Below are 22,756 nucleotides of genomic sequence, written 5' to 3' on the forward strand. Positions count from 1 at the left end.
GGCTGGACGCGGGGACGCAGCATCGCCAGCTGGGCGACGAGGTCGACCAGGCCCGGCCGAACCGTCGGCTCACCGCCGGTCAGCCTGATCTCGTTCACGCCGAGCCGGGTGACCGCTATCCGCGCGAGCCGGACAACCTCGGCGTCGGTCAGCATCTCCGCCCCCGGCAGCCAGGCCAGGCCGTCAGCGGGCATGCAGTAGGTACACCGCAGGTTGCAGCGGTCGGTCAGTGAAATCCGCAGATCGGTGGCGACCCGCCCGAAGGAATCCCGTAACGCCACCGTCTCAGCCTAGAGCGGCGTATCCGGCGTGACGCGAGGGGATCGGGCCGGGATACCGGTGTCACACTCAGATGGGCCGGCGAGGCGTGCCGATCTATGGTGGAGTGGGCGCGGGCTGACCGGGCAGGCCCACGGTGCCGCGCGCCGCGTGGGAGGCGCTGTGCCCGGGTAGGCCCGGTGCGGGTCGGCGGCAACAGGAGGGCATAGGCGAAATGCAGGTCTTCGGTGTCGACATCGGCGGTACCGGCATCAAGGGTGCACCCGTCGACATTGACGAGGGCAAGCTCACCGCGCCCCGCGTCCGGATCCCGACGCCGCAGCCGTCGCGGCCACCCGCCATAGCCAGGACCGTCGCCGACGTCGTGGCCCATTTCGGCTGGACGGGGCCGGTCGGGGCCACCTTTCCCGCCGTGCTCAAAGACGGTGTCGCGAGGACGGCGGCCAACGTCGACCCGAGCTGGGTGGATACCGACCTGGCCGCGACCCTGCGAACGGTCCTGCCAGGCGGCGCCACGGTGATTAACGACGCTGACGCCGCCGGAATCGCCGAAATGACCTTCGGTGCCGGCCGTGACGTCGGTGGTGTCGTACTCATGACGACGTTCGGCACCGGTATCGGCACGGCGCTGTTCCTGCACGGCCAGCTCCTCCCGAACACCGAGTTCGGTCATCTTGAGATCGGCGGGCACGAGGCGGAGGCCCGAGCCTCCGAGGCGGCCCGGGAACGCGAAGATCTTTCCTGGGAAAAATGGGCGAAGCGGGTCAGCCGCTATCTGAACGCGCTGGAAGCGCTGCTGTGGCCCGATCTCATCATCATCGGCGGCGGCGCGAGCCGAAAAGCTGATCGCTTTCTCGACCGTCTCGATGTCCGCACCAAGGTGCTCCCCGCCCAGCTGCAGAACGACGCCGGGATCGTCGGGGCCGCGCTGTTCGCGGCCGGTGACCAGACCCGTCCCAAAGCGGCGGTGCGAACGCCGCGCCGACGGCCGCCCGCCACCCGCCCGCCCGGAGGCCGCCGTCCCTGACCATGAGGCATCTGGCCAGCCCGCCGAACGGCCGACGCGCCGCTGCCGACAGACCGGGCGCCCGTGTCGACGGGATGCCGACAAAGCGTGTCGGCATCCCGGGGTGAGACATCGTGGATGTGCCGATGGCAAGCTGTGGGGTAGGCATGAACGGCGGGTTCGACAGTCCGGATACTCACCGTCACCAAACGTTTCAGGGCGGGCTCGGACGACGCCGATGAGGAGGCGCCATGCGTGAGCTGCGAGCGGTCGCGCTCAGCGAGGACGGCGGCTACCTCGTGCTCGCCGAGACCGCCGGCGGACCTGATCCGGAGAAGTTCCGGGTACCGGTCGACGACCGGCTCCGGACGGTGCTGCGCGGGGGACGGCGCAGTGAGGTTCGCCAGGAAAGCGCCCTGACCCCGCGGGAGATCCAGGCGCGCCTACGCGCTGGTGAGACGACCGCCGAGGTCGCGCGGGTAGCGGGCATACCGGTCGAGCGGGTCGAACGCTATGAGGGCCCGGTCCTGGCCGAGCGGGCCCGGGTGGTACAGGAAGCACGGGCGGCGCTACTGCCCAAGGACCCCGGCGGCGCCCCCGGCCGGCCGCTGGGCGAGGTGGTGGACGCCCGGCTGATGGCCGCGCAGGACGATCCCGGCGGCGCGCAGTGGGATGCCTGGCGCCGGGTGGACGGGATCTGGCTGGTACAGCTGACCTCGGAGAGCCGGTGCGCACGCTGGACCTGGGACCCGGTTGTGCGCCGTGTTCGTCCGCACGACGATGCCGCCCGAGCGCTGGTGGCCCCTGAGGTAGCGGCCGACCCCACAGCGCAGCCGGCACCCGCGCCGCCGCCCGTGCAGGCCGGTCCTGCCCGTCCGCCCGGTCCCGCGTTGACGCTGGTGCAGGAGCCGGCCGCCACGCCGGCCGCGCCGAGCGCACACCCGCCGGTCGTGGTAACGCCGCCCACGCCGGTCCAGCCGGCCTCGGCACGGGGGCGGACACACGGAGCCTCCCGGCCCGCCGCCCGGGGTGAAGCACCCGCGCGGGTTCCCGCTCCCCCGGCCGCGCCGGTCAGATCAGCGCAGTCACAGCCACCGGAAGCCGTGGTGCCCGTGGTGGACGTACGGGGCGCGGAGGTGCGCGACGTCCGGCCGGCGCCGGCCGCACCAGGTGTACCGGCGCTCCCGGCGGCTGCGGCTGCGGCTGCACCCGGCTCCGGCCCCGCGCCGACGCCTACGGCGGCGGCAGTCACCGAACCCGAACTGGCGGTTGCCGTCCCACCGGTCACCGCCGTGCCGCTGGCCTCCGGCGTCTCCCCGCAGCCACCGTCCACGCCGGAACCGGCGCCTGGGCCCGAACCTGATGACACGGGGCAACCACCGCGCGGGCGCCAGGGTGCGCCCGCGCGGGCGGCCGAGCGAGGTGCCGGCGGTCGCCGGGGCCGTAAGTCCGTCCCGGCCTGGGACGACATCGTCTTCGGTGCCCGGCGCCCGTAGCGGCGCCCCCGCGGGCACGCGATCATGGCTCTGTTCCGCGGCTCCGGCGGCCAGGTCGCCGGGTTGCTCTGTGAGGGAACCGTCACACCGGCGGCGTGGAACCAAATCCCGACGAAGACTGTTGAAGATGGTGTGACTGGAACCACTACCAAACCGACGCTGACCAACCTCGACCGGTGCGACCGGTGCGGCGCGCAGGCGTATGTGCGGGTCGTGCTTCCCGGTGGCGGCGAACTGCTGTTCTGCCGGCACCACGCCAAGTCCCACGACTCGAAGCTACGAGCCGTGGCTGCCGAATACCATGATGAAACCGACAAGTTGACCATTTCGCCCTGAACCACCTTCCCCTATATTGTGTATTCGGCCCCGCCTGCCAGATCGGCTTCGCCGATCCGGCAGGAACTCCGAATTGGTGAGCCACGATCAGAAGGTCACAGTCACCACTTTCAGCCGGGTCTGAGCGTGTCTCTCATCCTGGAGCCGTACCGTGGTGCGCGTGCCGATGGCGGATCGAATGTTGCCCGCGGTGCCACGGGTACCCGGCCCAGTGGCTGATGCGTCGCCGTTCCCGTCGGCTGACCCGGCTCCTCCTCATTCGCTGAGCCACTCGTCAACATCGGCCCAGACGCCGCAAGTGGCTGCCTCGCGCGAACCGGTGTTCATGCGTGTTCTCACACTCGCCCACCAGACCGTCGCGGGAGCCTGGCGCGACCGTGTGCTCGGTCTCGCGGCCGAGGCGGGTTTCTGGCAGCTGCTGTCCCTTCCCCCCCTGCTGCTGGCCATCCTCGGCACGATCGGCTATATCGGGGACGTACTTGGCGCCGACGCCGTCGACAGTGTTCGGCAGAGCGTGCTCAGCGCGGCGAACGACCTGCTGACACCCGCGGTCGTCGACGACGTGGTGCGCCCGACCATCAACGAGATCCTGACGCACGGGCGCCCGGACGTGATCTCCATCGGTTTCCTGCTGTCGCTGTGGACCGGATCGTCCGCGATGGCCACCTACGTCAACACCATCACGATCGCTTACGGACAGCGCGAGCTACGCTCAGCGGTACGTAGCCGGCTGCTGGCGCTGCGCCTCTACCTTGCGCAGGTCACCAGCGGGGTGATCCTCCTCCCCGCGCTCGTCCTCGGGCCGGGCCTGCTCTCCCGCATTCTCAACGCGGAACACCACCACTCCGTGGGATGGCTGCTGAAGGTCCTGTTCTGGCCTGTCGTCGCCATATTCTCGCTGGCGATGCTCACGTCCCTATACCACTTGGCGCTGCCGTCCCGACGGCCGTGGCGGCGCGCGGTGCCCGGAGCGCTGCTGGCCATGGTGGTCTGGAACGTCGGCAGCTACCTGCTGCGTCTCTACCTGGAGACCGTGTTCGGCCATGAACTGATCTACGGCTCGGTAGCCGCGCCCGTCGCGGCGCTTCTTTTCTTCTATATCACCGCGCTCGCGGTTCTGCTCGGCGCCGAGCTCAACGCCGCCATCGACGGGGTGACCAAATCCGTGCTGGTGCCCGCCGAATCGCAGCCGCCAGCGCCCGATGCCGCGGATGCCCCCACGCCACGTTCCCGCCTCCGGCGGCGGTCCCGGCGGCGCGCCCGCGTTCAGTAGGTACACGAACCAGCCGGTTGCACCAGCGTGGGGGTGGTGGTACCCGATGCTCTGGAGGCGGCCGTGGGCGTTGCCGCGGCCCGGATCGTCGCGGCCGCCAGAACGACCGCTGCCGTATCGGGCGCGGCGCCCGCGCTCACCGGCGCCGCGCCCGCGCCCGCGCCCGCGCCTGACACGGTCGCGTGCACGGATGCCGACGGCTGGCCGCCGCTGAGACCGGCCACGAACGACGCGAGTTTGCCGGGATCGGTGAGCAGCACCGACTGGCCGCCGATCTGGCCGGGTGACGCTGGGACGGTCGCCAGGCGGACGCCGCCGGTACCGACGCCGCGCAGCCGGACCGCGAGCGGCGCCAGGTCCGCCAGCGATGTGTCGTCACCGACGCTGATGGACGAGGTGACCGCGTCCATCAGCGAGGCCAGCCTGACCGGGTTGGCCAGCGTGCTGGTCGATGTTGCCGCTCGAAAGATCACTCCAATGAACTGCTGCTGGCGGCGGATCCGGTCGAGGTCCGCTTCGGGCAGGCCGTAGCGCTGCCGGACGAAGGCCAGCGCCTGCTCGCCGTTGAGCATGTTGTCGCCCACGTGGCCGTGCCACCCCGACATCTTGTCGTCAAGATTGGTCCTGCTCCCGTTGGGCAGCGGCCGTACGCACACGGTCACCCCGCCGAGCGCGTCGGTCATCCGCTGGAAACCGACGAAGTCGATCTGAAGATAATGATCTATACGTATTTTCGTCAGTTCCTCGATGGTGCGTATCAGCAGGGACGGTCCGCCCAGGGCGAATGCGGCATTGAGCTTCGACCTGCCCGCGGTGTGTTTGTGCCCGGCGCTATCGGTATAGGCGGGGATCGTCACCCACAGATCCCGCGGGAACGAGGCGAGCGTGGTGGAACCGTTGGCGTCCAGATGAGCCAGGATCGTCGTATCCGAACGCTGGCCCTCGACCTCGCCGAACTCACCGGCTGTCCCGGCGCGGCTGTCCGAGCCCACCAGGAGGATGTTCTGGGTTTCCCCAGCCGCGCCGGCCGGCCGCCGGTCGGCGGCGGGGAAGACCACCGGGACATGGGTCACCTTGCCGTCGTAGTACCGCAACGCCAGCCAGCCGCCGCCGGATATGAGCAGGAGCACCAGCGAGAGCAGTCCCGCCGCGGCGGTGACCAGCCGGCGCGGGATGGACGCCGGTGGTCGCGGCGGGGTGGGTGGGGTGGCATCGGAACCCTCCTCGCCCGCGGACCGCTGCCCGCCACCGCCAACCGGCCACCCCGCGGCGCGCTGGACCTGCCCGTCCGGAGGCCACGTCATAGCCCGCCCCCTCGCTCACCCCACCATCCGGGGCGCCTTCGCCAGTCATGTGGACGTTCCGCGGCCGCGGAAACGTTCCCCAGCCCAGGTGTCATGCTCACGACACCCACGATCATCGGTCGCGGCTGAATTCGGCCCGGATGGCCGGGCCGTCCGCATCGAGTGTGGGAGCGGGGGGCCGGGTCGACGGCTCCGGCCACTCGGGCATTTTCACCGGATTGCCGGGTAACGGCAGGCCACCGGCTTCCACCACCATGTGCCGAAAATCGGCCTGGTCCGAGGAGACGGCTTCGGCGACATCGTTGATAGGGCCGCACGGGATGCCCGCCTCGTGCAGAATCGCGAGCCATTCGGCAGCAGGCCGGGTACGCAGGGTGTCTTCCGCTTCGCGTTTGAACGAGTCCAGCGCCGACAACCGGGCGCTGTTGGTGACGAAGCGGCGATCGGCGGCGAGATCCGCGCGATCCAGCGCCTGGCACAACCGGCTGAAGAGGGCGTCGTTCGCGGCGCAGATCACAATGCTGCGGTCCGCACACGCAAACGTGTCGAACGGCGCGATCGAGTAATGTGCGTTACCTATACGTGGTGGAGTTGTCCCGGTAGCGAGATAGGACAACGCGGCACCTTCGAGCAGCGACAGTGAGGCATCGAACATAGCGATGTCAACGTAGGTGCCGCGGCCGGTCGTGTTCCGTCCGTGCAACGCCGCCCCGATGGCGCCGAAAGCGTACAGCCCGGCGGCGAGGTCGGCGATCGGGACCCCCGGCTTCACCGGTTCGCCGGCCGGTGAACCGGTGATCGACATAATGCCGGCAGCGGCCTGCACGACCGCGTCGTAGGCAGGGCGGTTTCGCCACGGCCCGGTCTGCCCAAAGCCCGAGATGCTCACATATACCAGCTGAGGATTGCGCCGCGACAACGCGGTCCAGCCGAGACCGAGGCGGTCCATCACGCCGGGCCGGAAGTTCTCGACCAGCACATCAGCCCGGTCGATGATGGATAGTAACGTCGCGTGATCGTCGGCATCCTTCAGATCGAGCGCGACTGACTGTTTGCCACGGTTCACCCGGGCGAAGTACAGCGACCGATCGTCCATGAACGGACCGTAGGATCGGGAGTCATCTCCGTGGCCAGGCCGTTCCACCTTGATGACCCGGGCGCCGAGATCGGCAAGCATCAACGTGGCAAACGGCCCGGCCAATACCCGAGTGAGATCGACGACAAGAAGACCATCCATGGGACCCGGTGGCACAGGCACTCCTGCGACGCTACCCGCCTTGAGCGCCGCAGCCTACCGTTGGAACTATGAGTACGCAGTCGGGCGGAACCCCGCCTTCCCCGGACAGATCCACATTGCCAACCAGCGCGGACGGCCAAAGCCCGCCCCCCGGCGATACGCTTGTTTCTGACAGCGCGTCAGCCGCCACGTCATCCCCGGCGACGGCCGAGGCAGACAGCGCCGATCCGGACGGGATGGCCAGCCACGATCAGCAGCCACCAGCCGCCTTCCGTCGATTTATGGCCAGCGGATGGGCGCCGGTACCCACGGTCACACCAGCGCGTGATGAAGCGGCGCCGTACACGGCCAAGCGACGTGCTCTGCTGAGCACACGTTTCCCAGCCGAAACACTGGTGATACCCAGCGGCGGACTCCGCGTACGAGCGAATGACACGGATTACCCGTTCCGGCCGGGAAGCGACTTCTTCTGGCTGACCGGCTGTCATGAGCCCGACGCCGTCGTGATTCTCCAGCCGAGCTCGGCCGGCGACCATGAAGCTGTGCTGTATGTCGCGGACCGGTCGGACCGCTCGTCCCCGGCCTTCTACGCCGACCGGCGTTACGGCGAGCTCTGGGTAGGCCCGCGGCCGGGCATACGGGAGAGATCGGCAGCCATCGAGATCGAATGCCGGCCCCTGCGCGAGCTAACGGACGCGCTGGCGCGGCTGTCCCCGGCGAGGACCAGAGTCGTACGGGGCCTGGACGCCACGGTGGACCGCCAGATCCTGCGTTACTCCCCCAGCGAGCCGAACAGGTCCACGCCAGCCGTGTCCAACCCGGCCGACCGGGACCTGGAACTGGCGCAGACCCTCTCCGAGCTCCGGCTGGTCAAGGACGAACACGAGATCTCGATGCTGGAGAACGCGGTCGCCGCGACCGTGCTCGGCTTTTGCGAATGCGTACGTGAGATAGGCCACGCGACGACACTGCCCAACGGCGAACGGTGGTTGGAAGGCACGTTCTGGCGGCGGGCCAGGGTCGACGGCAACGATGTCGGGTACGGATCGATTGTGGCCTGTGGCCACCACGCAACCATCTTGCACTGGGCCCGTGACGACGGGCCGGTGCGGCGCGGCGACCTCGCCCTGCTGGACATGGGCGTGGAGTCCCGCTCGCTTTACACCGCCGACATCACCCGCACGCTTCCTGTGGACGGACATTTCAGCGACGTGCAGCGTCAGGTGTACGACGTGGTCCAGCGGGCCCAGCAGGCGGGAATCGACGCGGTGCGACCGGGCGCAAAGTTCGGCGACCCCCACCGGATGGCAATGCGGGTGATAGCCGAGGCGCTACACGACTGGGGGCTGCTTCCGGTCAGCGTTGAAGAGTCGCTGGCCGAAGACCCACAAGCCCCGAAGGCAGGCCTACACCGCAGATATACCCTGCACTCAACGTCACATATGTTGGGACTCGACGTCCATGACTGCGCGCAGGCCCGTGACGAGACCTACCGCGACGGCCCGCTCGTAACCGGTATGGTGCTGACCGTCGAGCCAGGCCTCTACTTCCAGCCCGACGACATTACGGTGCCCCCTGAGCTGCGAGGGATCGGGATCCGGATTGAGGACGATATTCTCGTCACCGCCGACGGCCGTCGCAACCTGTCCGAGGCTCTTCCCCGTACCGCTACAGCGGTAGAAAACTGGATGGCCAGGCATCAGACCGCCTAAGCCACACATGACCTGGGCGACAGGATGTCGGCTTCTCAACCTGTCGCCCAGGAAACAGCGGTTGCCACATACCCCCATATAGGACGCAAGTGGTACCAACCAGAGGTTTGACCTCTATATGCCGGCACCACCGCGGCTGCACCCCACCGCTCCATGGGCCACTGCTCGGTCGCACCGCGTCCGTTACGGCCTCCGGTCGCGCGAAATAGAGCTATGATCACGCACCCTTTGGCTAGCTGGACGAATGCGACCGAGAGCCACTCAGTGAGCCTTGTCGTACGCTTCGACGATGTTCGAAGCGATACGACCGCGGTCACTGACCGTGTAACCGTTGGCGCGCGCCCACTCGCGAATATCGGCGGTACGGTCTGTACCCCCGGTACGGCGAGAAGAAGCGCCCCGCGGGCCACGCCGAGCGGCAGTTGCCCGACCGCCAGACCGGCGCGCCGCCCCAACGAACGGAGCCAACGACTCACGCAGCTTGGTGGCGTTCTTCTCGGACAGATCGATCTCGTACGAAGCACCGTCCAGTCCGAACCGAACAGTCTCATCAGCCTCGTGTCCATCGAGATCGTCAATCAACGACACGATGGTCTTCTGCGCCATGCCACTCTCCTTCAGGTCAGCGAACCCAGGAACTCTCGAGACTAGTATTACCACGTCATCAGGAAGAACTGTAACGGCTGGTTCGGACACGCGCGACTGGCATCGCCCACAGACATCCTCTCAGCGGCGTCATCGACACCACACAAGAGTCCTCGGGTTGACGTGAGTCACGTCAACCCAAAGGTGCGCAGGCCACTGTCAGGATAAATTTTGATCATGGGTTGTCGGCGAATCGCGACTTCCGATCCGAAACGCCGGTGGTCTGCGCAGACAAGGACGTCACGGTCCGGAAGGCAGAGTGAGCGCGACGCAACGCCATCAAGGATCCACACCGGCGAATGTCTTACACCACGAACAGGCCGCTGATGCGCTCATCCGATTCACGGTCTGGTAGAGCGTCGAGAGCGAGGAGCACGATGGATGAGCGGACATGGATCGTCGATGCCGCAAATGTGATAGGAGCACGCCCGGACGGATGGTGGCGCGACCGCGCGGGCGCCGCGTTACGCCTCCACCAACGCCTATCCGAGCTCTGGCCGTCCGTACTCCTCCCGCACACGTCCGCATCGCAAGCGGCGGGCGGCCCCGCCACGAACCACCCGGGGACACGCCGCCACGATCCACCCGCCCAGGTCGTCCTCGTTCTCGAAGGCATGGCCCGCGACGGGGTTCCGGCGGGTCCTGACCCAGCCATCCCCCGGCTGCTGGTTGTCCACGCGGCTGGCTCGGGGGACGACGCCGTGGTCGACCAGGTCCGTCAACAGGCTGGTCCGGTTCTCGTCGTCACCGGTGACCGGGAGCTTCGCGGCCGGGTCAAGGCCATCGGCGCGGCCACAGCCGGGCCAGGGTGGCTGTGGGCGCTGCTGGACGACGCCCGTTCCCGGTAGGCAGACGGGACGGGACGGGAGCGGCCGTGGACAGGACGGTCGATAGCGGCCCCGGCCGCGCTCAGGCCCCGGCCGCGCTCAGGCCCCGGCCGCGCGGAGCCGGGCAGTCCTGTTGCCGGTCGCTGTTCAGGCGGACGTCGAGGTAGGCGCCGGAGCGTCGAAGACAGGCGTCATCCGCGCGGCAAAGCGACCGCCACCGGCCACGACCTCGAGGGGAATGCCAAAGCACGCTGACAGCTCCGGCCCGGTCAGCACCGCCCCGGCGGGCCCAGCCGCCACCACCCTGCCGGCGCGCAGCAGCAGGGCGTGCGTGATACCCGGCGGAATTTCCTCGACGTGATGGCTGACTATGACCGTCACGGGCGACAGCGGATCGGCGACCAACCGGGTAAGGCGTCTCAACAGGGCCTCACGGGCACCCAGATCGAGCCCTGCCGCTGGTTCATCCAGCAACAGCAGCTCGGGGTCCGTCATCAGCGCACGCGCGATCTGGACGCGTTTGCGCTCCCCTTCGGACAAAGTGCCGTATCGCCGCTCGACGAGATTTCTGCACCCGACCTGGACCAGCAGATCCCGCGCTCGCCTCAGGTCAACGTCGCTGTACTTTTCCCCGGCGCGGCCGACCACGTTCCAGGCCGCCGTCATGACCACGTCGACAACACGTTCGCTCGCGGGCAGGATGTCGGCCACGGCGGAGCTTGTCAGGCCCACCCGCCCGCGGACATCGAAGACATCCCGCTCGCCAAGCCGATCACCGAGTAGGTCCACCGTTCCCCGCGTAGGGAAAACCCGGCCCGCCGCCACCTGAAGCAGGGTTGTCTTCCCGGCACCGTTCGGCCCGAGAATGACCCAACGCTCACCGTCCGCGACACTCCAGTGGATGTCGGAAAGCAGCAAAGCGCCGTCCCGTACAACAGTTACCGCGTCCAGGCGTACCACCGCATCCGCCACGGGCCTCACGGTACGCGACGCATCGCGGTGCAGCTCCGGCCGGGCCGCGGCGCCAGCGTGGATGGTGACCTACTTCTCGATGGATCGGCGAGCCGGTGGCCTCGCCGGTAACCGCCACCGGCCGCCGACGACTACTTAGAGCGACCGGCAAGAGGGGACGCGGCGTCGCGGGGCTGAGGCACGCACCTCGCCGCGTTGTCGTCGGTCGTCACCCAGCACCAGGGTGACTCCCTTCTCCGCCTTGCGCCGCACGCACCCCAGCTCCGCTCCTTGATCCACGCCCCTCTTGCCGGGCGCTCCTACAGCGACTGCCAAGAGGGGACGCGGCGTCGCGGGGCCAGGGCACGCACCCCAGCTCCGCTCCTTGATCCACACCCCTCTTGCCGGGCGCTCTTACAGTGACAATGGAGCGGAGATCTCCGCCCACACGATCTTTCCCGAGCCGGCCGGACGTGTCCCCCACCGGGAAGCGATCAGGGATACCAGTTCAAGGCCACGACCGCCCTCGTCGTCAAAGTCCGCATGACGCCGCCGGGGCAGCCGCGGATCACCGTCCGCGACCTCCACGATCACTCTCGACGCGGTCCGGCGCAGCCGCACGGACAGCGGGGGCCGGCCGTGCACCAGCGCGTTGGTGACAAGCTCGGACATCAACAGCACCACCGAGTCGGTGATGTCGGCCTCCACCGACCACACCGTCAGCAGGTCGTGGGCGTGCCCACGGGCCTCGCCCAGACCGGCCGGCCCCGCCGGTACAGCGATCTCGGCGAACCGGGCCGCCCCGCCTGAGTCGCTGTCGGCAAGCCCGACCAGCAGCAGCGCCACATCGTCGTCGTGGCCCTGCGCCCGGCCGAGCGCGGCCAGTGCGTGGTCCGCCCGGCTGGCCACCGATCCGCCCTGGCGCGAGAGCACCGCCGCCAGGTCTGACACCCCTGTGTCGATGTCACGATCCCGGCTTTCCACCAGCCCGTCGGTGAACAGCACCAGCAACGCTCCCCGGTGCAGCCGGACGGTGTATTCCCTGATGTCACCGCGGCCGAGGCCCAGCGGGGTACCGGCCTCCATGTAGAGCCGCGACACCAGCCCGTCCGGGGCGACGACCAGGGGTGGCGGATGGCCCGCGTTGGCGAGCGTCAGCAGGCCGGTGTGTGGTTCGACGACAGCGTAGATACAGGTCGCGATCTGGCCTTCGTCGATCTCGCAGACGATGCTGTCCAGCAGCGTCAGCACCTCGTATGGCGACAGTTCCAGGCGCGCGCAGGTCCGCACCGCGGTCCGCAGCTGGCCCATGATCGCCGCTGCCCGGACCCCCCGGCCCATGACGTCACCGATGACCAGCCCCACCCGGCCCGCGCCGAGGTCGATGACATCGAACCAGTCACCGCCTACCTCGGTGTCGGCAACGCCCGGCACGTAGCGGGCAGCGATCTCAAGCCCCTCAGGCTCGGCCACGGTCAACGGCAGGAGACTGCGTTGCAGCGTCAGCGCGGTGTCCCGGCTATGGCGATAGAGCTCGGCGTGCTCGACCGCGACCGCGGCGCGCGCCGCGAGTTCCTCCAGGAACGCGACGTCCGCCCCGGTGAAGGGCGCACGGTCCCCGGCTGCCATGAGGCTGAGCACACCCGCCACCTGGCCGCGCAGGATCAGCGGCACGGCGGCGAGAGTGTGTGCCCCCACGTGCCGCATCCAGCGGGCCATCTCCGTGGATGACAACCACGACGCGCCGCTCAGCGGTTCGATACGGCTGTGCCCGGTGAGCGCGGCGAGGGTGACCGGGCTGTCGTCCGGCCACGGACCGGTACGGGCCCGCGGCATCGGCAGCCGGGTGAGGCCGGGACGGACAGCGGCGGCCGCCCGCCGCAGGACCGGGGCACCCGGCGGCACGGCGGTTGCCCCGACGGGCTCGTCCTGATCGCTTTGGCTGGAGCCGGCCGGCTGGGCCGGCCCCAGCAGATACACCGCGCAGGAATCAGCGAGCTCGCTGACAACGACATCGGTGAGTGCCCGCAGAGCCCGCTCGGGCTCGAGCGCGCTCGAGACCGCTCCGGTCGCGCGGGCCAGTAGTTCCAGGCGGCGGCCTGCCTCTCGCGCGGCGCCCTCGGCGATCCGTGCCATCTCCTCCGCCCGGCGGCTCGCCTGTGCCTCGGCGAGAACCCGCTCGAACAGCGTGGCGCGCTCGAACGCCTGGGCGCACTGGTCGGCAAGCGCGGTCAGGAAGGCGCGGTCCTCCGGCGAGAACTCGCGCGGCGCGCGGAAACCGAAAAACAGCGCGCCGAACGGGGCGTCGGTGGTAGCCAGTGGAAGTACCGCCCACGCGTGCTCATCGGCATCGGTGACGCTCGCGACCAGCGCTGGCACGGGCCAGCGTCCGGCGAGTTCCGCCCGGCCGGACAGAAACAACGCGCGACCACCTCGAATGGCCTCCGACAGCGGGTGGATCGCGCCCAGGTTGATGTCAGACCAGCTGCTGACGAACCATGGCGGATAGCCGAGCAGGGACCGGAAGCGCAGGCAGCCGCTGCTCTGGTCGACCAACGCCGCCCCCCTGCCGGCCGCGTCCAAGGCCTGCTGCCCGGCTTCGAGCACGACGGTGGCCACCTCGTCGACGGTCACCGCGCGCGACAACGCGGCAGTGACGAGCCGCAGGCGCTCGTTCCATTCAGCCGCGCTCCGCGCACGCGCCGCCAGCGCACTGTGGGCGCTGGCGGCCGCGCGTGCCTCGGTGACGTCACGGCTCGTGCCCACCCACTCGACCAAATGATCATCGCTTGTAACCGGCAGGAGCCGCAGGGCGAGGATGTGATCCGTGCCGTCCGCACCGGCGAGGCGGAACTCCGTCTCAAAGACGCCGCGCCGCTCGACCGCCTGCCGCCAGGCCCGCGCGACCCGGTCGCGGTCCTCGGCGTGCACCGCGTCAAGCCAGCCGAATCCGACGATCTCCGCACGCCGCTGGCCCGTGATCGCTCGCCACCGCGGCAGGTCGACGTCCAGGCCGCCATGGGCATCCGTGTGGAAGACGTCCGCGGCCACAGCCTCGACCAGCGCCTGGCACCTGGCCTCACCGCGGGCCGCCTCGCCACGGGCGTCGCTCAACGCGGTGATATCCGTGGCGACGAAGGCCACGCCGAGCAGCGCGCCGCGGGCATCGGTCGCCGGGTACCAGCTGACAGTCCAGGTCCGCGGCGGCTGCGGGCCGTCGGCCGCGACACTGACCTCCAGGTCCACCACGGGATCACCGGTGGTGACCACCCGCTGAAGCACCTCGTCCATCTCGCGGCCGATGTCCCCCAGCAATTCCGCTGTGGTGCGACCGATGTGCTCCGCGGCAGGGCGGCCGTTCAACCTGGCCAGGACGTCGTTGACCCGCACATAACGCCCCGCGGTGTCGTAGAGGGCGAGACCGACCGGCGCCTGGGCGACGAGCGCCGTCAGGAGCTCGACAATCGGCTCCGCCGCGCCGTTCGTGCCCTCGCCGCCAGCCGCTGGGCCGCGCCCGCGGGGCTCGCCATCACCGTCGTCGTCGGCCCGATCGCCGGTCGACCCAGCCGACGAAGGTCCGGACGGCTCCTCGAGGAACGGCGTCGTCATGGGAAAAGATTGTGGACGGTGGGGCAACGTTGTGCTCAATGCCCTACCCCTGACATTTCCGGCCATCGTCTGGTTGCCACCCGGTCACGAACACGCTCCGCCATGGAGCGTCCCCGGGCCCGGGACAGCTCCGACGTCGCGTGCGGATCCGGTCACCTCCGGAGCATCTTCATGGACATACCCGCTGGCGTCGTCCAGTCCGTGCTTTGGCGTGGGTGCCCACAGTTTGCGCGGCCCAGCGTCCGCGCGGGGCAGCCCGCGGCCCACGACGGCCTCCGCGGACAACACCGTGACCGACGACTTCGAGACAATGACCGGGTTCAGCGTGAGGGATGCCACCTCCGGCAGGTCGTCCGCGAGCCGCGCGACCCGCATGAGCAGCAGCTCAAGGGCTGCGACGTCGACGGTCTCCGCTCCCCGGTAACCGAACAGCAGGGGGGCGGCCCGGACCGACCGCACCAGCCGCGCCGCGTCGGAGTCGGTGAGCGGCAGGATGTGGTGGGCACGGTCACCCAACAGATCGGTGGCGGGCCCAGCCAGCCCGAAGGACACCAGCGGCCCGTATCGCGGATGCTCGAGGGAACCGACCACCACCGCGACCCCTGCCGGGGCCATCCGCTGCACGACGAATGACCCATTGGCGGCGAGCTGTGCGTCACCGCCGTTCCCGTCACCGAGCCGCGCCAGCATCGACGACCAAGCGGTCCGCAACGCCGCCGGGCCGAACAGGTCGAGCCGCTGCCCACCGAGCTCGGGGCGGTGCCGATACGGGCGGGCACGCGCTTTGAGGGCCACCGGCCACCCGAGCCGTTCCGCGGCCAGTACCGCCTCATCGGCGGAGGTGACCGTGCTGAACGGCTGGACGTCGATGCCGTAACAGTCGAGCAGATCGGCCACCCGGTCGTCGTCGAGCGGACCGGAAACGCCGGCGAGCAGCGCACGGGCCGCCTTGGCCCGCCGGGTGATCTCAGGCACCGAGCCGGCCGGCTCCGCGCGCCACTCAGCGTATGAGACAGCCCGCACCAAGGCCGCCACGGCGCCCTCCGGCGACGGATAACCCGGCACGCCAGCGAGATCCGGTGGTACCTCGGTGCCCAGAACCGTCGCGAGGACGGGCACGTCGACAACCTTCGCGGCGGCCGCGACCGCCCTCGCGACCGGGCCGGGCTCAGCCGGCGCCAGCCGCACCACCGTCGCGATCAGCGCGTCCGCGCGGCCAGCCGCGTCGATGAGAACCTCGGTGAACGTCTCGGGCGGGGTGCCACCCGGCAGCAGGATCCGCTCCACCGCGAGCCCGGACGCCTCCGCGGCCTGGCAGGTCAGCCAGACCAGCGCCCGGGAGTCGCCGACGACCGCGACCCGCCGCCCGGCCGGCAGCGGCTGGGCGGTCAGCAGCAGCGCCACATCGAAGCCCTGGGAGATCCGATCAACCCTGATCACGCCCGTCTGGCGCAGTAACGCGTCATCCAGGGGCGAGCGGCCGCTGGTCACCACCACGACCGGCGTGCGCCGTCCGACCCGGCGGGCCAGCCGGGCGAACTTCCGCGGGTTGCCGAAGGTCTCCACGTGCATGAAGACCACGTCGGTGGCTGGATCCTCCTCCCAGAACTGCAGAAGGTCGTTGCCACTCACGTCGACCCGGTCACCCGCTGAGACAAAACAGGACAGCCCAACCCCGCGGGCAGCCGCCGCCTCCAGCAGCGCCGCGCCGAGCGGGCCGGACTGTGAGTAGCAGCCGACCCGCCCAGGGGCGGGCATCCGGCCTGCCAACGACGCGTTGAGCCCGGTGGCGAGGTTCTGGATGCCCAGGCTCGCCGGCCCCACCACGCGCATGCCGAATGCGCGGGCCGCGGCTGTGACCTCGATCTCCGCCTGGTAGTCGCCGAGGTCGGTGAGCACCACCAGACCGCGGACGCCCTTACGGCCGCACTGGTCTATGATCTCGGGCACGTTAGGCGGTGGCACGCACACCACGGCCAGGTCCACCGGGCCGTCGATGTCGGCCACCGAGGCGACCGCCCGTACCGAGGCGACCGCGCCCCCGACGTCAGCCGCGGCGGGGTTGACCGGATAGACCGGGCCGGCGAACCCACCGGCCAACAGGTGCCGGAAGACCGTGTGCCCCACCGCGTCGCGATCCCGGGAAGCCCCGATCACCGCGACGGACCGCGGGTGCAGCAGCCGGACGATCGACGCGGCCTCCGCGTGGTGCTCACGGGCACGCATGACGTCCACCGAGGTCTGCGTGGGTGCGATCTCAAAGGACAGCCGGACCGCCCCACTATCCCACGCTCGTGACACACTGTAACCGGCGTCCAGAAAAACCCCGATCATCTGGCGGTTCTCGCTGAGCACATCGGCGTCGAAACGACGGATCCCGCGTTCGGACGCCGCCGCCGCCAGATGTTCCAGCAGGACCGATCCGAGGCCGCGTCCCTGGTGGGCGTCTTCTACGAGAAAAGCGACCTCCGCGGCCAACGCCGGCCGCCGCGCCCCCGGTGGCGGCTCCTCCGCATCCGTCCGATCATGCTCGGCCGCCGGCGCCGGTGCGCCCTCCCAGTGGGCGATGGCCACGATCTCGTCCCCGATGAGCGCGACCAAGGCCCCACGCACCCACTGGTCGACAACGGTCATCCGCCGGATGTCGGTATCGGTGAGCGGCCCGCGTGCGCTGAAGTAGCGGAAGTAGATGCTGCGCATCGACAGACGGCCCCAGAACGCGCGCAGCCGCTCACCGTCACCAGGTATGACCGGACGAAGCCGGGCAGTACCCCCGTCGGCGAGGATGACGTCCGCCTCCCACCTCGCCGGGTAGCTCGCCCCGGCGTCGGCCCGCATCCCGTCGTCATGGCTCGGCGGCACGGTGTCACTCATCTGTCGACGAGGGGGTCGAGACCATGCAGCGGAAGGATCTCTCGCCGGGTGGCCGCCACCGCCCGGTCCAGGGGGTCATCCGGATCACCCTCGCCTGCCTCCCAGGGATGGAAGGCGATGTCGACGCCGTCGCCGAAACGGTCGGGCGTGGGACCGCCAGCGACGGCCGCGCCGGTGGCCTCCCGCACGCGGGCGTCAGCCGTGTGCCGCCACTCCTGCGGCAGCGACCGCGAGCAGTCCAGCGGCACGTGGCCGGCAATGGCCAGCAGGTGCGTCCAGGCGCGTGGCACCACCGACGCGAGCGCATAGCCACCGCCCCCGCAGGCAACCCATCGTCCGCCGCACACGTCATGTGCCAGATCGTGCAGGGCCTGGTAGGAAGCACGCTGTCCGTCGACCGACAGTGTCAGATCCCCGAGCGGATCGAGGAAATGTGTGTCACACCCGTGCTGGGTGACCAGGATCTCAGGGGCGAACTCACGCAGCAGCACCGGAACCACCCCGCTGAACGCCCGCAGCCATCCGGCGTCTCCGGTGCGCGGCGGCAGCGCGACGTTGACCGACATACCGCTGGCCTCCCCTGTCCCGGATTCGTCCGGGAAACCGGTGCCGGGAAACAGGGTCCGGCCGGACTGGTGCAAGGAGATCGTCAGTACCCGTGGGTCATCGTAGAAAGCGGTCTGGACACCGTCACCGTGATGAACGTCGACGTCGACGTAGGCCACCCGAGCGGCCCCGTTGCGCAGCAACCAGGCGATCGCCACCGCCGGGTCGTTGTAGACGCAGAACCCACTGGCGGCGAGACGCATCGCATGGTGGAGCCCGCCCGCGGGAGCCACGGCATGGCCGTGCCGTCCCGTCCACACGCCCTCGGCCGCGGCCAGCGTCCCACCGGTAATCCGAGCGGCGGCGGTGTGCATGGACTCGAAGACCGGGTTGTCCGGCGTTCCCAGACCGAACATGGTCGCCAATCCGCGCGCGGCGTACCGCGGCGCCTGGCGCACCGCCTGCACGTACGCGGGATCGTGCACAAGTTCGATCAAGTCATCCGTGGCGAGCTGAGGCGGCCGGACCGCCACCTGGGGGCCGTCCAGCACGCCGGTACGCGCGGCGAGATCCATGGTCAGCTCGAGCCGCACGGGATGCAGCGGGTGTCCGCGCCCGAAGCCGTAATCAGCCAGCTCGGAATCCCACATGACCAGTGTTGGCCCGGGATCACCACCGTCAGCGGAACCGTTCGGCCGCGAAGCACTGCCCATGATTCGACCCTACGGCGTGTTGCGGAAGCCGTCGTTCGATCAGGGAACCGCGTCCAGGTGGCTGCTGGCAAGGCCGCGAGCCGGACAGTCCTATTGCCGGGCGCTCCACGAGCGACCGGCAATAGGGGACGCGGCGTCGCCAGCGGCACAGTCCGGCCAGTCCGGCCACTCCGGCCACTCCGGCCAGGCCCGCCGACCAGGCCAACCAGGCCAAAGGCGGCGGCTGGTCGCACGGCGTGATTTTTTCGACGCACCCCGGCCGTCGAGTGGACCATTTCGGCCTCCCGTATTCGTTAGGGTCTGAGTCCGTGGCTGTTGGACACGATGATGAACACGAGATTGCGCCAGATGCCGGGCCCAGGATGGATATCGCGGGACGGCGGTTGTGGACGCCATCTCCGCAGCGGGTCCGCGCCGCCGGGGTCACCGCCTATCTGGACTGGCTGGCCACCGAACGCGACCGGAAGCTGAGCGGTGCCACGGCTTTGTGGCAGTGGTCGGTGGACGACCTTGACGGGTTCTGGGACTCGATCTGGGATTTCTGCGCGGTCGAGGGCGAGCGCGGGGACGGCCCTGCCCTTGCCGACGCCCGGATGCCGGGCGCTCAGTGGTTCCCGACCGCCCGCGTGAACTATGCCGAGAACGCTTTAACGCGACATGGCCCCGCACCCGCGGTGATCGCCGTCCGCGAGGACTCGACCACCGCCGTGGTCTCCTGGGACGAACTTCGCCGCGAGGTCGCGGCGGCCGCGGCGGGGCTGCGGCGCCTGGGTGTGCGTCCCGGCGACCGGGTCTGCGCCGTGCTGCCGAACTGCGTCCATGCCGTGGTGGCCATGCTCGCCGCGACCAGCGTCGGCGCGGTCTGGTCGTGCTGTTCCCCGGATTTCGGGTCTTCCGCCATTGCCGACCGTTTCGCTCAGATCACCCCAACGGTACTCATCGGGGTGGACGGCTACACCTACGGCGGAAAGTCCTTTGACACGCTCGGCGCGCTCGGTGGCGTGGCCGACCGTCTGCCAGACCTGCGGGCAATGGTCGTGATCCCATACCTGGCCGCGGATGCCGTCGAGCGTGCCCACAAGGCCCACCTACCGGCTGTCATCTCCTGGGCGGACCTGCTCGCCGGCTGCGATGACCAGGTCCCCGCCTTCCACCGGGTCCCCTTCGACTCGCCGCTGTGGATCCTGTACTCCTCGGGTTCGACCGGCCGCCCGAAACCGATCGTGCAGGGCCATGGCGGAATCCTGTTGGAACACCTCAAGTCGCTGGTACTCCATCTCGATCTGGGACCTGACGATCGCTTCCTGTGGGTGACGAGCACCGGCTGGATGATGTGGAACCTGCTCGTGTCCGGCCTGCTGACCGGGGCGACCGTCGTGCTTTTCGACGGCAGCCCGAAGTTCCCCGACCTGGGGACCCTGTGGCGGCTCGCCGAGGCCGTCCGCATCACCTGCCTGGGAGCAAGTCCCGGCCTGCTGGCCGCGTGTGAACGCTCGGGCATCGTCCCGCGGGAGATCGCCGACCTCTCCGCGATACGTACCATCGGTTCCACCGGCTCGCCGTTGTCCCCGGCCGGGTACGCCTGGGTGTACGACGCGGTCGGCTCCGACCTGATGCTCTCGTCGGTCAGCGGCGGCACGGACATGTGCACGGCGGTCGCGGCGGGCCTGCCCACGCTGGCAGTGCACGCCGGGGAGATCTCCATGCGCGGGCTCGGGTGCGCGGTGAGCATCTTCGACGGTGACGGCAAGGAACTCGTCGACGAGATCGGCGAACTGGTGCTCACCGCGCCCATGCCCTCGATGCCGCTCTTCTTCTGGGGCGACGATGACGGCTCGCTGCTGCGCGCGTCCTACTTCTCGACCTATCACGGCGTATGGCGCCACGGTGACTGGGCCAGGATCACCCCCACCGGATCAATGATCATATATGGCCGCTCGGACGCGACCCTGAAGCGCGGCGGAGTCCGGCTGGGTACCGCCGAGTTCTACCAGGTGCTGGACAGCATCCCCGGCGTGGCGGACAGCATGATCATCGATACCTCGACCGCCGAGCGGCCAGGTGAGCTCGTGCTGTACGTCGTGCTGGACGACAACGGAACGCTTGCCGACTCCTTCATCAGCTCCCTGCTGACGACGATCAGAAGGGAGCTGAGCCCCCGGCATGTGCCTGACCGCGTCGAACAGGTCTCCGCGATTCCCCGCACCTACAACGGCAAGAAACTGGAAGTGCCGGTTCGGCGCCTGCTGCTGGGTGCAGCCCTGGAGCAGGCCGTCAACCTCGGCATGGTCGCCAATCCCGAGGCGTTGCTGCCGTTCATCCCGCCCGCGGCCAGCTGACCGGCGGCGGCCGGCAGCCCTCGCCTTCGCGCCAAAAAAAGATCCCCTGCCCGGTGACCGGGCAGGGGATCTCCACCACGACGACGCACTACATCCCGGACGCGCTACATCCCCGGATGCGTCAGTCGAGAAACTCGCGCAACCTGCTCGCGACCGCCGGCTTACGCAGTTCGCGAAGGGTGTCGCGCTCAATCTGGCGAATCCGCTCACGGGTCAGCCCGAGACGGTTACCGACCTCGGCAAGCGTGTGCTGCTTGCCGTCGGCGAGGCCGAAGCGCAGCCGCATGACCTCACGTTCACGCGGTGTGAGCCCACTCAACACGCCCTCGATCTCGTCCTGCATGGCGCCGTAGGAGGCGGCGTCCGCGGGAGAGGTGGCATCCGCATCCTCGATGAAGTCACCGAGGACCGAATCCCCGTCGTCGCCCACCGCGGTCTCCAGGCTGACCGTGTCCTGGGCGTACCGGCGCAGTTCGACGACCTGCTCGATCGGCATGTCGAGCTCCAGAGCCAGCTCCTCGTCAGTCGGTTCCCGACCGAGTGTGGAGACGAGCTGGCGCTGCAGCCGAGTGATCTTGTTGATCTGCTCGACGACATGGACCGGGATCCGGATCGTCCTGGCCTGATCGGCCAGTGCCCGACCGATCGCCTGCCTGATCCACCAGGTGGCGTAGGTCGAGAACTTGTAGCCCTTGGCGTAGTCGAACTTCTCGACCGCGCGGATCAGCCCGAGGTTTCCCTCCTGAACCAGGTCGAGCAGGGTCATGCCACGACCGCTGTACTTCTTGGCGACCGAAACCACCAGGCGCAGGTTCGCCGAGACCAGCTGCTGTTTTGCCGCATGCCCGTCCCGGACCAGGGTCCCGAGATCGCGCCGCAGCGCCGGCTCCAGGTCGGAGTCAGTGTCCAGCTTGTACTCGGCAAACAGGCCGGCTTCGACCCGCTTGGACAGCTCGACTTCCTGCGCGGCGTTGAGCAGGGGTACCTTGCCGATCTCGCGCAGGTACATGCGCACGAGATCGGCCGTTCCGGCATGCTCCGAGGTTGCGCGGGCAGCCGGTGCTCCACCTGTTGACTCCTCCTCGTCGAGAACCTCGACGCCAAGGGCTGTCAACCGGGCAGTCAGAACGGGAAGTAGTTCAAGACCGAGGTCAGCGGTCTCGAGCGCTTCGCGAAGTTCGGCGCGGCTCAATTCGCCGGATTCGCGCCCACGCGCGACAAGCTCGGCGACCTGAGTAACGTCGAGTTCGTCGGTATCATCGGGCACGGCGGCCAGGCCACGGCCGGGCACCGTGCGTGCAGGAGTGGCCGACCGACGGGTGCGCCGCGTACTTGTGGCACGCGTACGCGGCTCGTCGGGGCGCTCATGAAGTTCCAGGGCAGGCAGCGTCATCAGTAGCAGATCCGAAGGTCGGTGCGGGTGGCGGGTCTTGGTGCTTGCACGTATGGGCAACGCCTGACGGCGTCCCTCCCATTCCGCGTTCAGACACAACCGGACGTAAGCGATCGCCGGGTCTACGAAGCAGTGTAGACCCTCGCTCTCGGGACGCCGCACCCGCTGTCGCGAAGACTACCCTGCGGACCGGCCGGTGTGTCGCGAATAACTAAC

Annotated in this window: 16 protein-coding genes; 7 read left to right on the forward strand and 9 right to left on the reverse strand. The window is 69.3% G+C overall.

Translation table 11 applies throughout. From position 1 onward, the window contains the following. Window positions 1–281, reverse strand: a 281-nt coding sequence (locus MJ777_RS15130; protein WP_239376939.1) for a radical SAM protein, incomplete at its 3' end; no start/stop codon positions are given. Between the two features lie 212 nt (window positions 282–493). Here MJ777_RS15130 and ppgK point away from each other — a divergent pair. The 4 genes from ppgK to MJ777_RS15150 all read left to right on the forward strand — a co-directional run bounded on the left by ppgK (window position 494) and on the right by MJ777_RS15150 (window position 4,390). Beyond that, window positions 494–1,306, forward strand: coding sequence for a polyphosphate--glucose phosphotransferase (ppgK, locus tag MJ777_RS15135; protein WP_239308839.1), 813 nt, complete (start codon window positions 494–496; stop codon window positions 1,304–1,306). A 230-nt stretch (window positions 1,307–1,536) separates the two neighbouring features. Further along, window positions 1,537–2,781 carry a septation protein SepH gene (sepH, locus tag MJ777_RS15140; protein WP_239376940.1) on the forward strand — a complete coding sequence of 415 codons (1,245 nt, stop codon included), beginning with the start codon at window positions 1,537–1,539 and terminating at the stop codon, window positions 2,779–2,781. A 132-nt stretch (window positions 2,782–2,913) separates the two neighbouring features. Then, window positions 2,914–3,117 carry a hypothetical protein gene (locus MJ777_RS15145; RefSeq protein WP_131768226.1) on the forward strand — a complete coding sequence of 68 codons (204 nt, stop codon included), beginning with the start codon at window positions 2,914–2,916 and terminating at the stop codon, window positions 3,115–3,117. A 325-nt stretch (window positions 3,118–3,442) separates the two neighbouring features. Then, a complete protein-coding gene (locus tag MJ777_RS15150; protein ID WP_239347589.1) occupies window positions 3,443–4,390 on the forward strand; it encodes a YihY/virulence factor BrkB family protein in 948 nt (315 codons plus the stop codon). Here the strand turns inward: MJ777_RS15150 and MJ777_RS15155 are convergent. After that, window positions 4,384–5,694, reverse strand: a complete 1,311-nt coding sequence (locus tag MJ777_RS15155) for an LCP family protein (RefSeq protein ID WP_239376941.1) — start codon at window positions 5,692–5,694, stop codon at window positions 4,384–4,386. The genes MJ777_RS15150 and MJ777_RS15155 overlap by 7 nt on opposite strands. Before the next feature lie 112 nt (window positions 5,695–5,806). Next, window positions 5,807–6,931, reverse strand: a complete 1,125-nt coding sequence (locus MJ777_RS15160) for a CaiB/BaiF CoA transferase family protein (RefSeq protein ID WP_370651452.1) — start codon at window positions 6,929–6,931, stop codon at window positions 5,807–5,809. 236 nt (window positions 6,932–7,167) lie between these two features. Between MJ777_RS15160 and MJ777_RS15165 the strand changes: the two genes are divergently transcribed. Further along, window positions 7,168–8,643, forward strand: a complete 1,476-nt coding sequence (locus MJ777_RS15165; protein WP_370652729.1) for an aminopeptidase P family protein — start codon at window positions 7,168–7,170, stop codon at window positions 8,641–8,643. A 261-nt stretch (window positions 8,644–8,904) separates the two neighbouring features. Here the strand turns inward: MJ777_RS15165 and MJ777_RS15170 are convergent, their stop codons facing one another. Then, entirely contained in the window at window positions 8,905–9,249 is a 345-nt protein-coding gene (locus MJ777_RS15170; protein WP_239308844.1) for an Lsr2 family protein, read from the reverse strand. A 416-nt stretch (window positions 9,250–9,665) separates the two neighbouring features. On the opposite strand from MJ777_RS15170, the gene MJ777_RS15175 reads away from it, so the two are divergent. After that, entirely contained in the window at window positions 9,666–10,136 is a 471-nt protein-coding gene (locus MJ777_RS15175; protein ID WP_239308845.1) for a hypothetical protein, read from the forward strand. Between the two features lie 126 nt (window positions 10,137–10,262). Here MJ777_RS15175 and MJ777_RS15180 read toward each other — a convergent pair whose 3' ends face one another. From MJ777_RS15180 to MJ777_RS15195, 4 genes are all read right to left on the reverse strand, one after another. Further along, window positions 10,263–11,087 carry an ABC transporter ATP-binding protein gene (locus MJ777_RS15180; protein WP_239308846.1) on the reverse strand — a complete coding sequence of 275 codons (825 nt, stop codon included), beginning with the start codon at window positions 11,085–11,087 and terminating at the stop codon, window positions 10,263–10,265. 393 nt (window positions 11,088–11,480) lie between these two features. Then, the gene (locus MJ777_RS15185) at window positions 11,481–14,675 is read right to left on the reverse strand and encodes a SpoIIE family protein phosphatase (RefSeq protein ID WP_239376942.1); all 3,195 of its coding nucleotides are present in this window, start codon (window positions 14,673–14,675) and stop codon (window positions 11,481–11,483) included. Window positions 14,676–14,759: 84 nt separating this feature from the next. Beyond that, window positions 14,760–17,549: a bifunctional GNAT family N-acetyltransferase/acetate--CoA ligase family protein gene (locus MJ777_RS15190; RefSeq protein WP_239376943.1), complete on the reverse strand. Its 2,790-nt coding sequence runs from the start codon at window positions 17,547–17,549 to the stop codon at window positions 14,760–14,762. After that, on the reverse strand, window positions 17,546–18,808 hold the full coding sequence (locus tag MJ777_RS15195; protein WP_239376944.1) for an acetoin utilization protein AcuC: 1,263 nt from the start codon (window positions 18,806–18,808) through the stop codon (window positions 17,546–17,548). The genes MJ777_RS15190 and MJ777_RS15195 overlap by 4 nt, the downstream gene beginning before the upstream one ends. 362 nt (window positions 18,809–19,170) lie before the next feature. On the opposite strand from MJ777_RS15195, the gene MJ777_RS15200 reads away from it, so the two are divergent. Further along, window positions 19,171–21,147, forward strand: a complete 1,977-nt coding sequence (locus MJ777_RS15200) for an acetoacetate--CoA ligase (RefSeq protein WP_239308850.1) — start codon at window positions 19,171–19,173, stop codon at window positions 21,145–21,147. A 121-nt stretch (window positions 21,148–21,268) separates the two neighbouring features. On the opposite strand, the gene MJ777_RS15205 is transcribed toward MJ777_RS15200, so the two are convergent. After that, window positions 21,269–22,540 (reverse strand): RNA polymerase sigma factor, encoded by a 1,272-nt coding sequence (locus tag MJ777_RS15205; protein ID WP_239308851.1) that lies wholly within the window; start codon window positions 22,538–22,540, stop codon window positions 21,269–21,271. Between the last annotated feature and the right edge of the window lie 216 nt (window positions 22,541–22,756).

It is taken from the genome of Protofrankia sp. Cj5 (assembly GCF_917627405.1).
Lineage (GTDB): Bacteria > Actinomycetota > Actinomycetes > Frankiales > Frankiaceae > Protofrankia.

Excerpts from the sequence above, each read along its gene's own strand:
- MJ777_RS15190 (WP_239376943.1), bottom strand. The coding sequence starts at position 17,549 with ATGAGTGACACCGTGCCGCCGAGCCATGACGACGGGATGCGGGCCGAC.
- MJ777_RS15200 (WP_239308850.1), top strand. The coding sequence starts at position 19,171 with ATGGATATCGCGGGACGGCGGTTGTGGACGCCATCTCCGCAGCGGGTC.
- MJ777_RS15175 (WP_239308845.1), top strand. The coding sequence starts at position 9,666 with ATGGATGAGCGGACATGGATCGTCGATGCCGCAAATGTGATAGGAGCA.
- MJ777_RS15185 (WP_239376942.1), bottom strand. The coding sequence starts at position 14,675 with ATGACGACGCCGTTCCTCGAGGAGCCGTCCGGACCTTCGTCGGCTGGG.
- ppgK (WP_239308839.1), top strand. The coding sequence starts at position 494 with ATGCAGGTCTTCGGTGTCGACATCGGCGGTACCGGCATCAAGGGTGCA.
- MJ777_RS15155 (WP_239376941.1), bottom strand. The coding sequence starts at position 5,694 with ATGACGTGGCCTCCGGACGGGCAGGTCCAGCGCGCCGCGGGGTGGCCG.
- MJ777_RS15195 (WP_239376944.1), bottom strand. The coding sequence starts at position 18,808 with ATGGGCAGTGCTTCGCGGCCGAACGGTTCCGCTGACGGTGGTGATCCC.
- sepH (WP_239376940.1), top strand. The coding sequence starts at position 1,537 with ATGCGTGAGCTGCGAGCGGTCGCGCTCAGCGAGGACGGCGGCTACCTC.
- MJ777_RS15165 (WP_370652729.1), top strand. The coding sequence starts at position 7,168 with ATGGCCAGCCACGATCAGCAGCCACCAGCCGCCTTCCGTCGATTTATG.
- MJ777_RS15205 (WP_239308851.1), bottom strand. The coding sequence starts at position 22,540 with ATGACGCTGCCTGCCCTGGAACTTCATGAGCGCCCCGACGAGCCGCGT.
- MJ777_RS15170 (WP_239308844.1), bottom strand. The coding sequence starts at position 9,249 with ATGGCGCAGAAGACCATCGTGTCGTTGATTGACGATCTCGATGGACAC.
- MJ777_RS15150 (WP_239347589.1), top strand. The coding sequence starts at position 3,443 with ATGCGTGTTCTCACACTCGCCCACCAGACCGTCGCGGGAGCCTGGCGC.
- MJ777_RS15160 (WP_370651452.1), bottom strand. The coding sequence starts at position 6,931 with ATGGATGGTCTTCTTGTCGTCGATCTCACTCGGGTATTGGCCGGGCCG.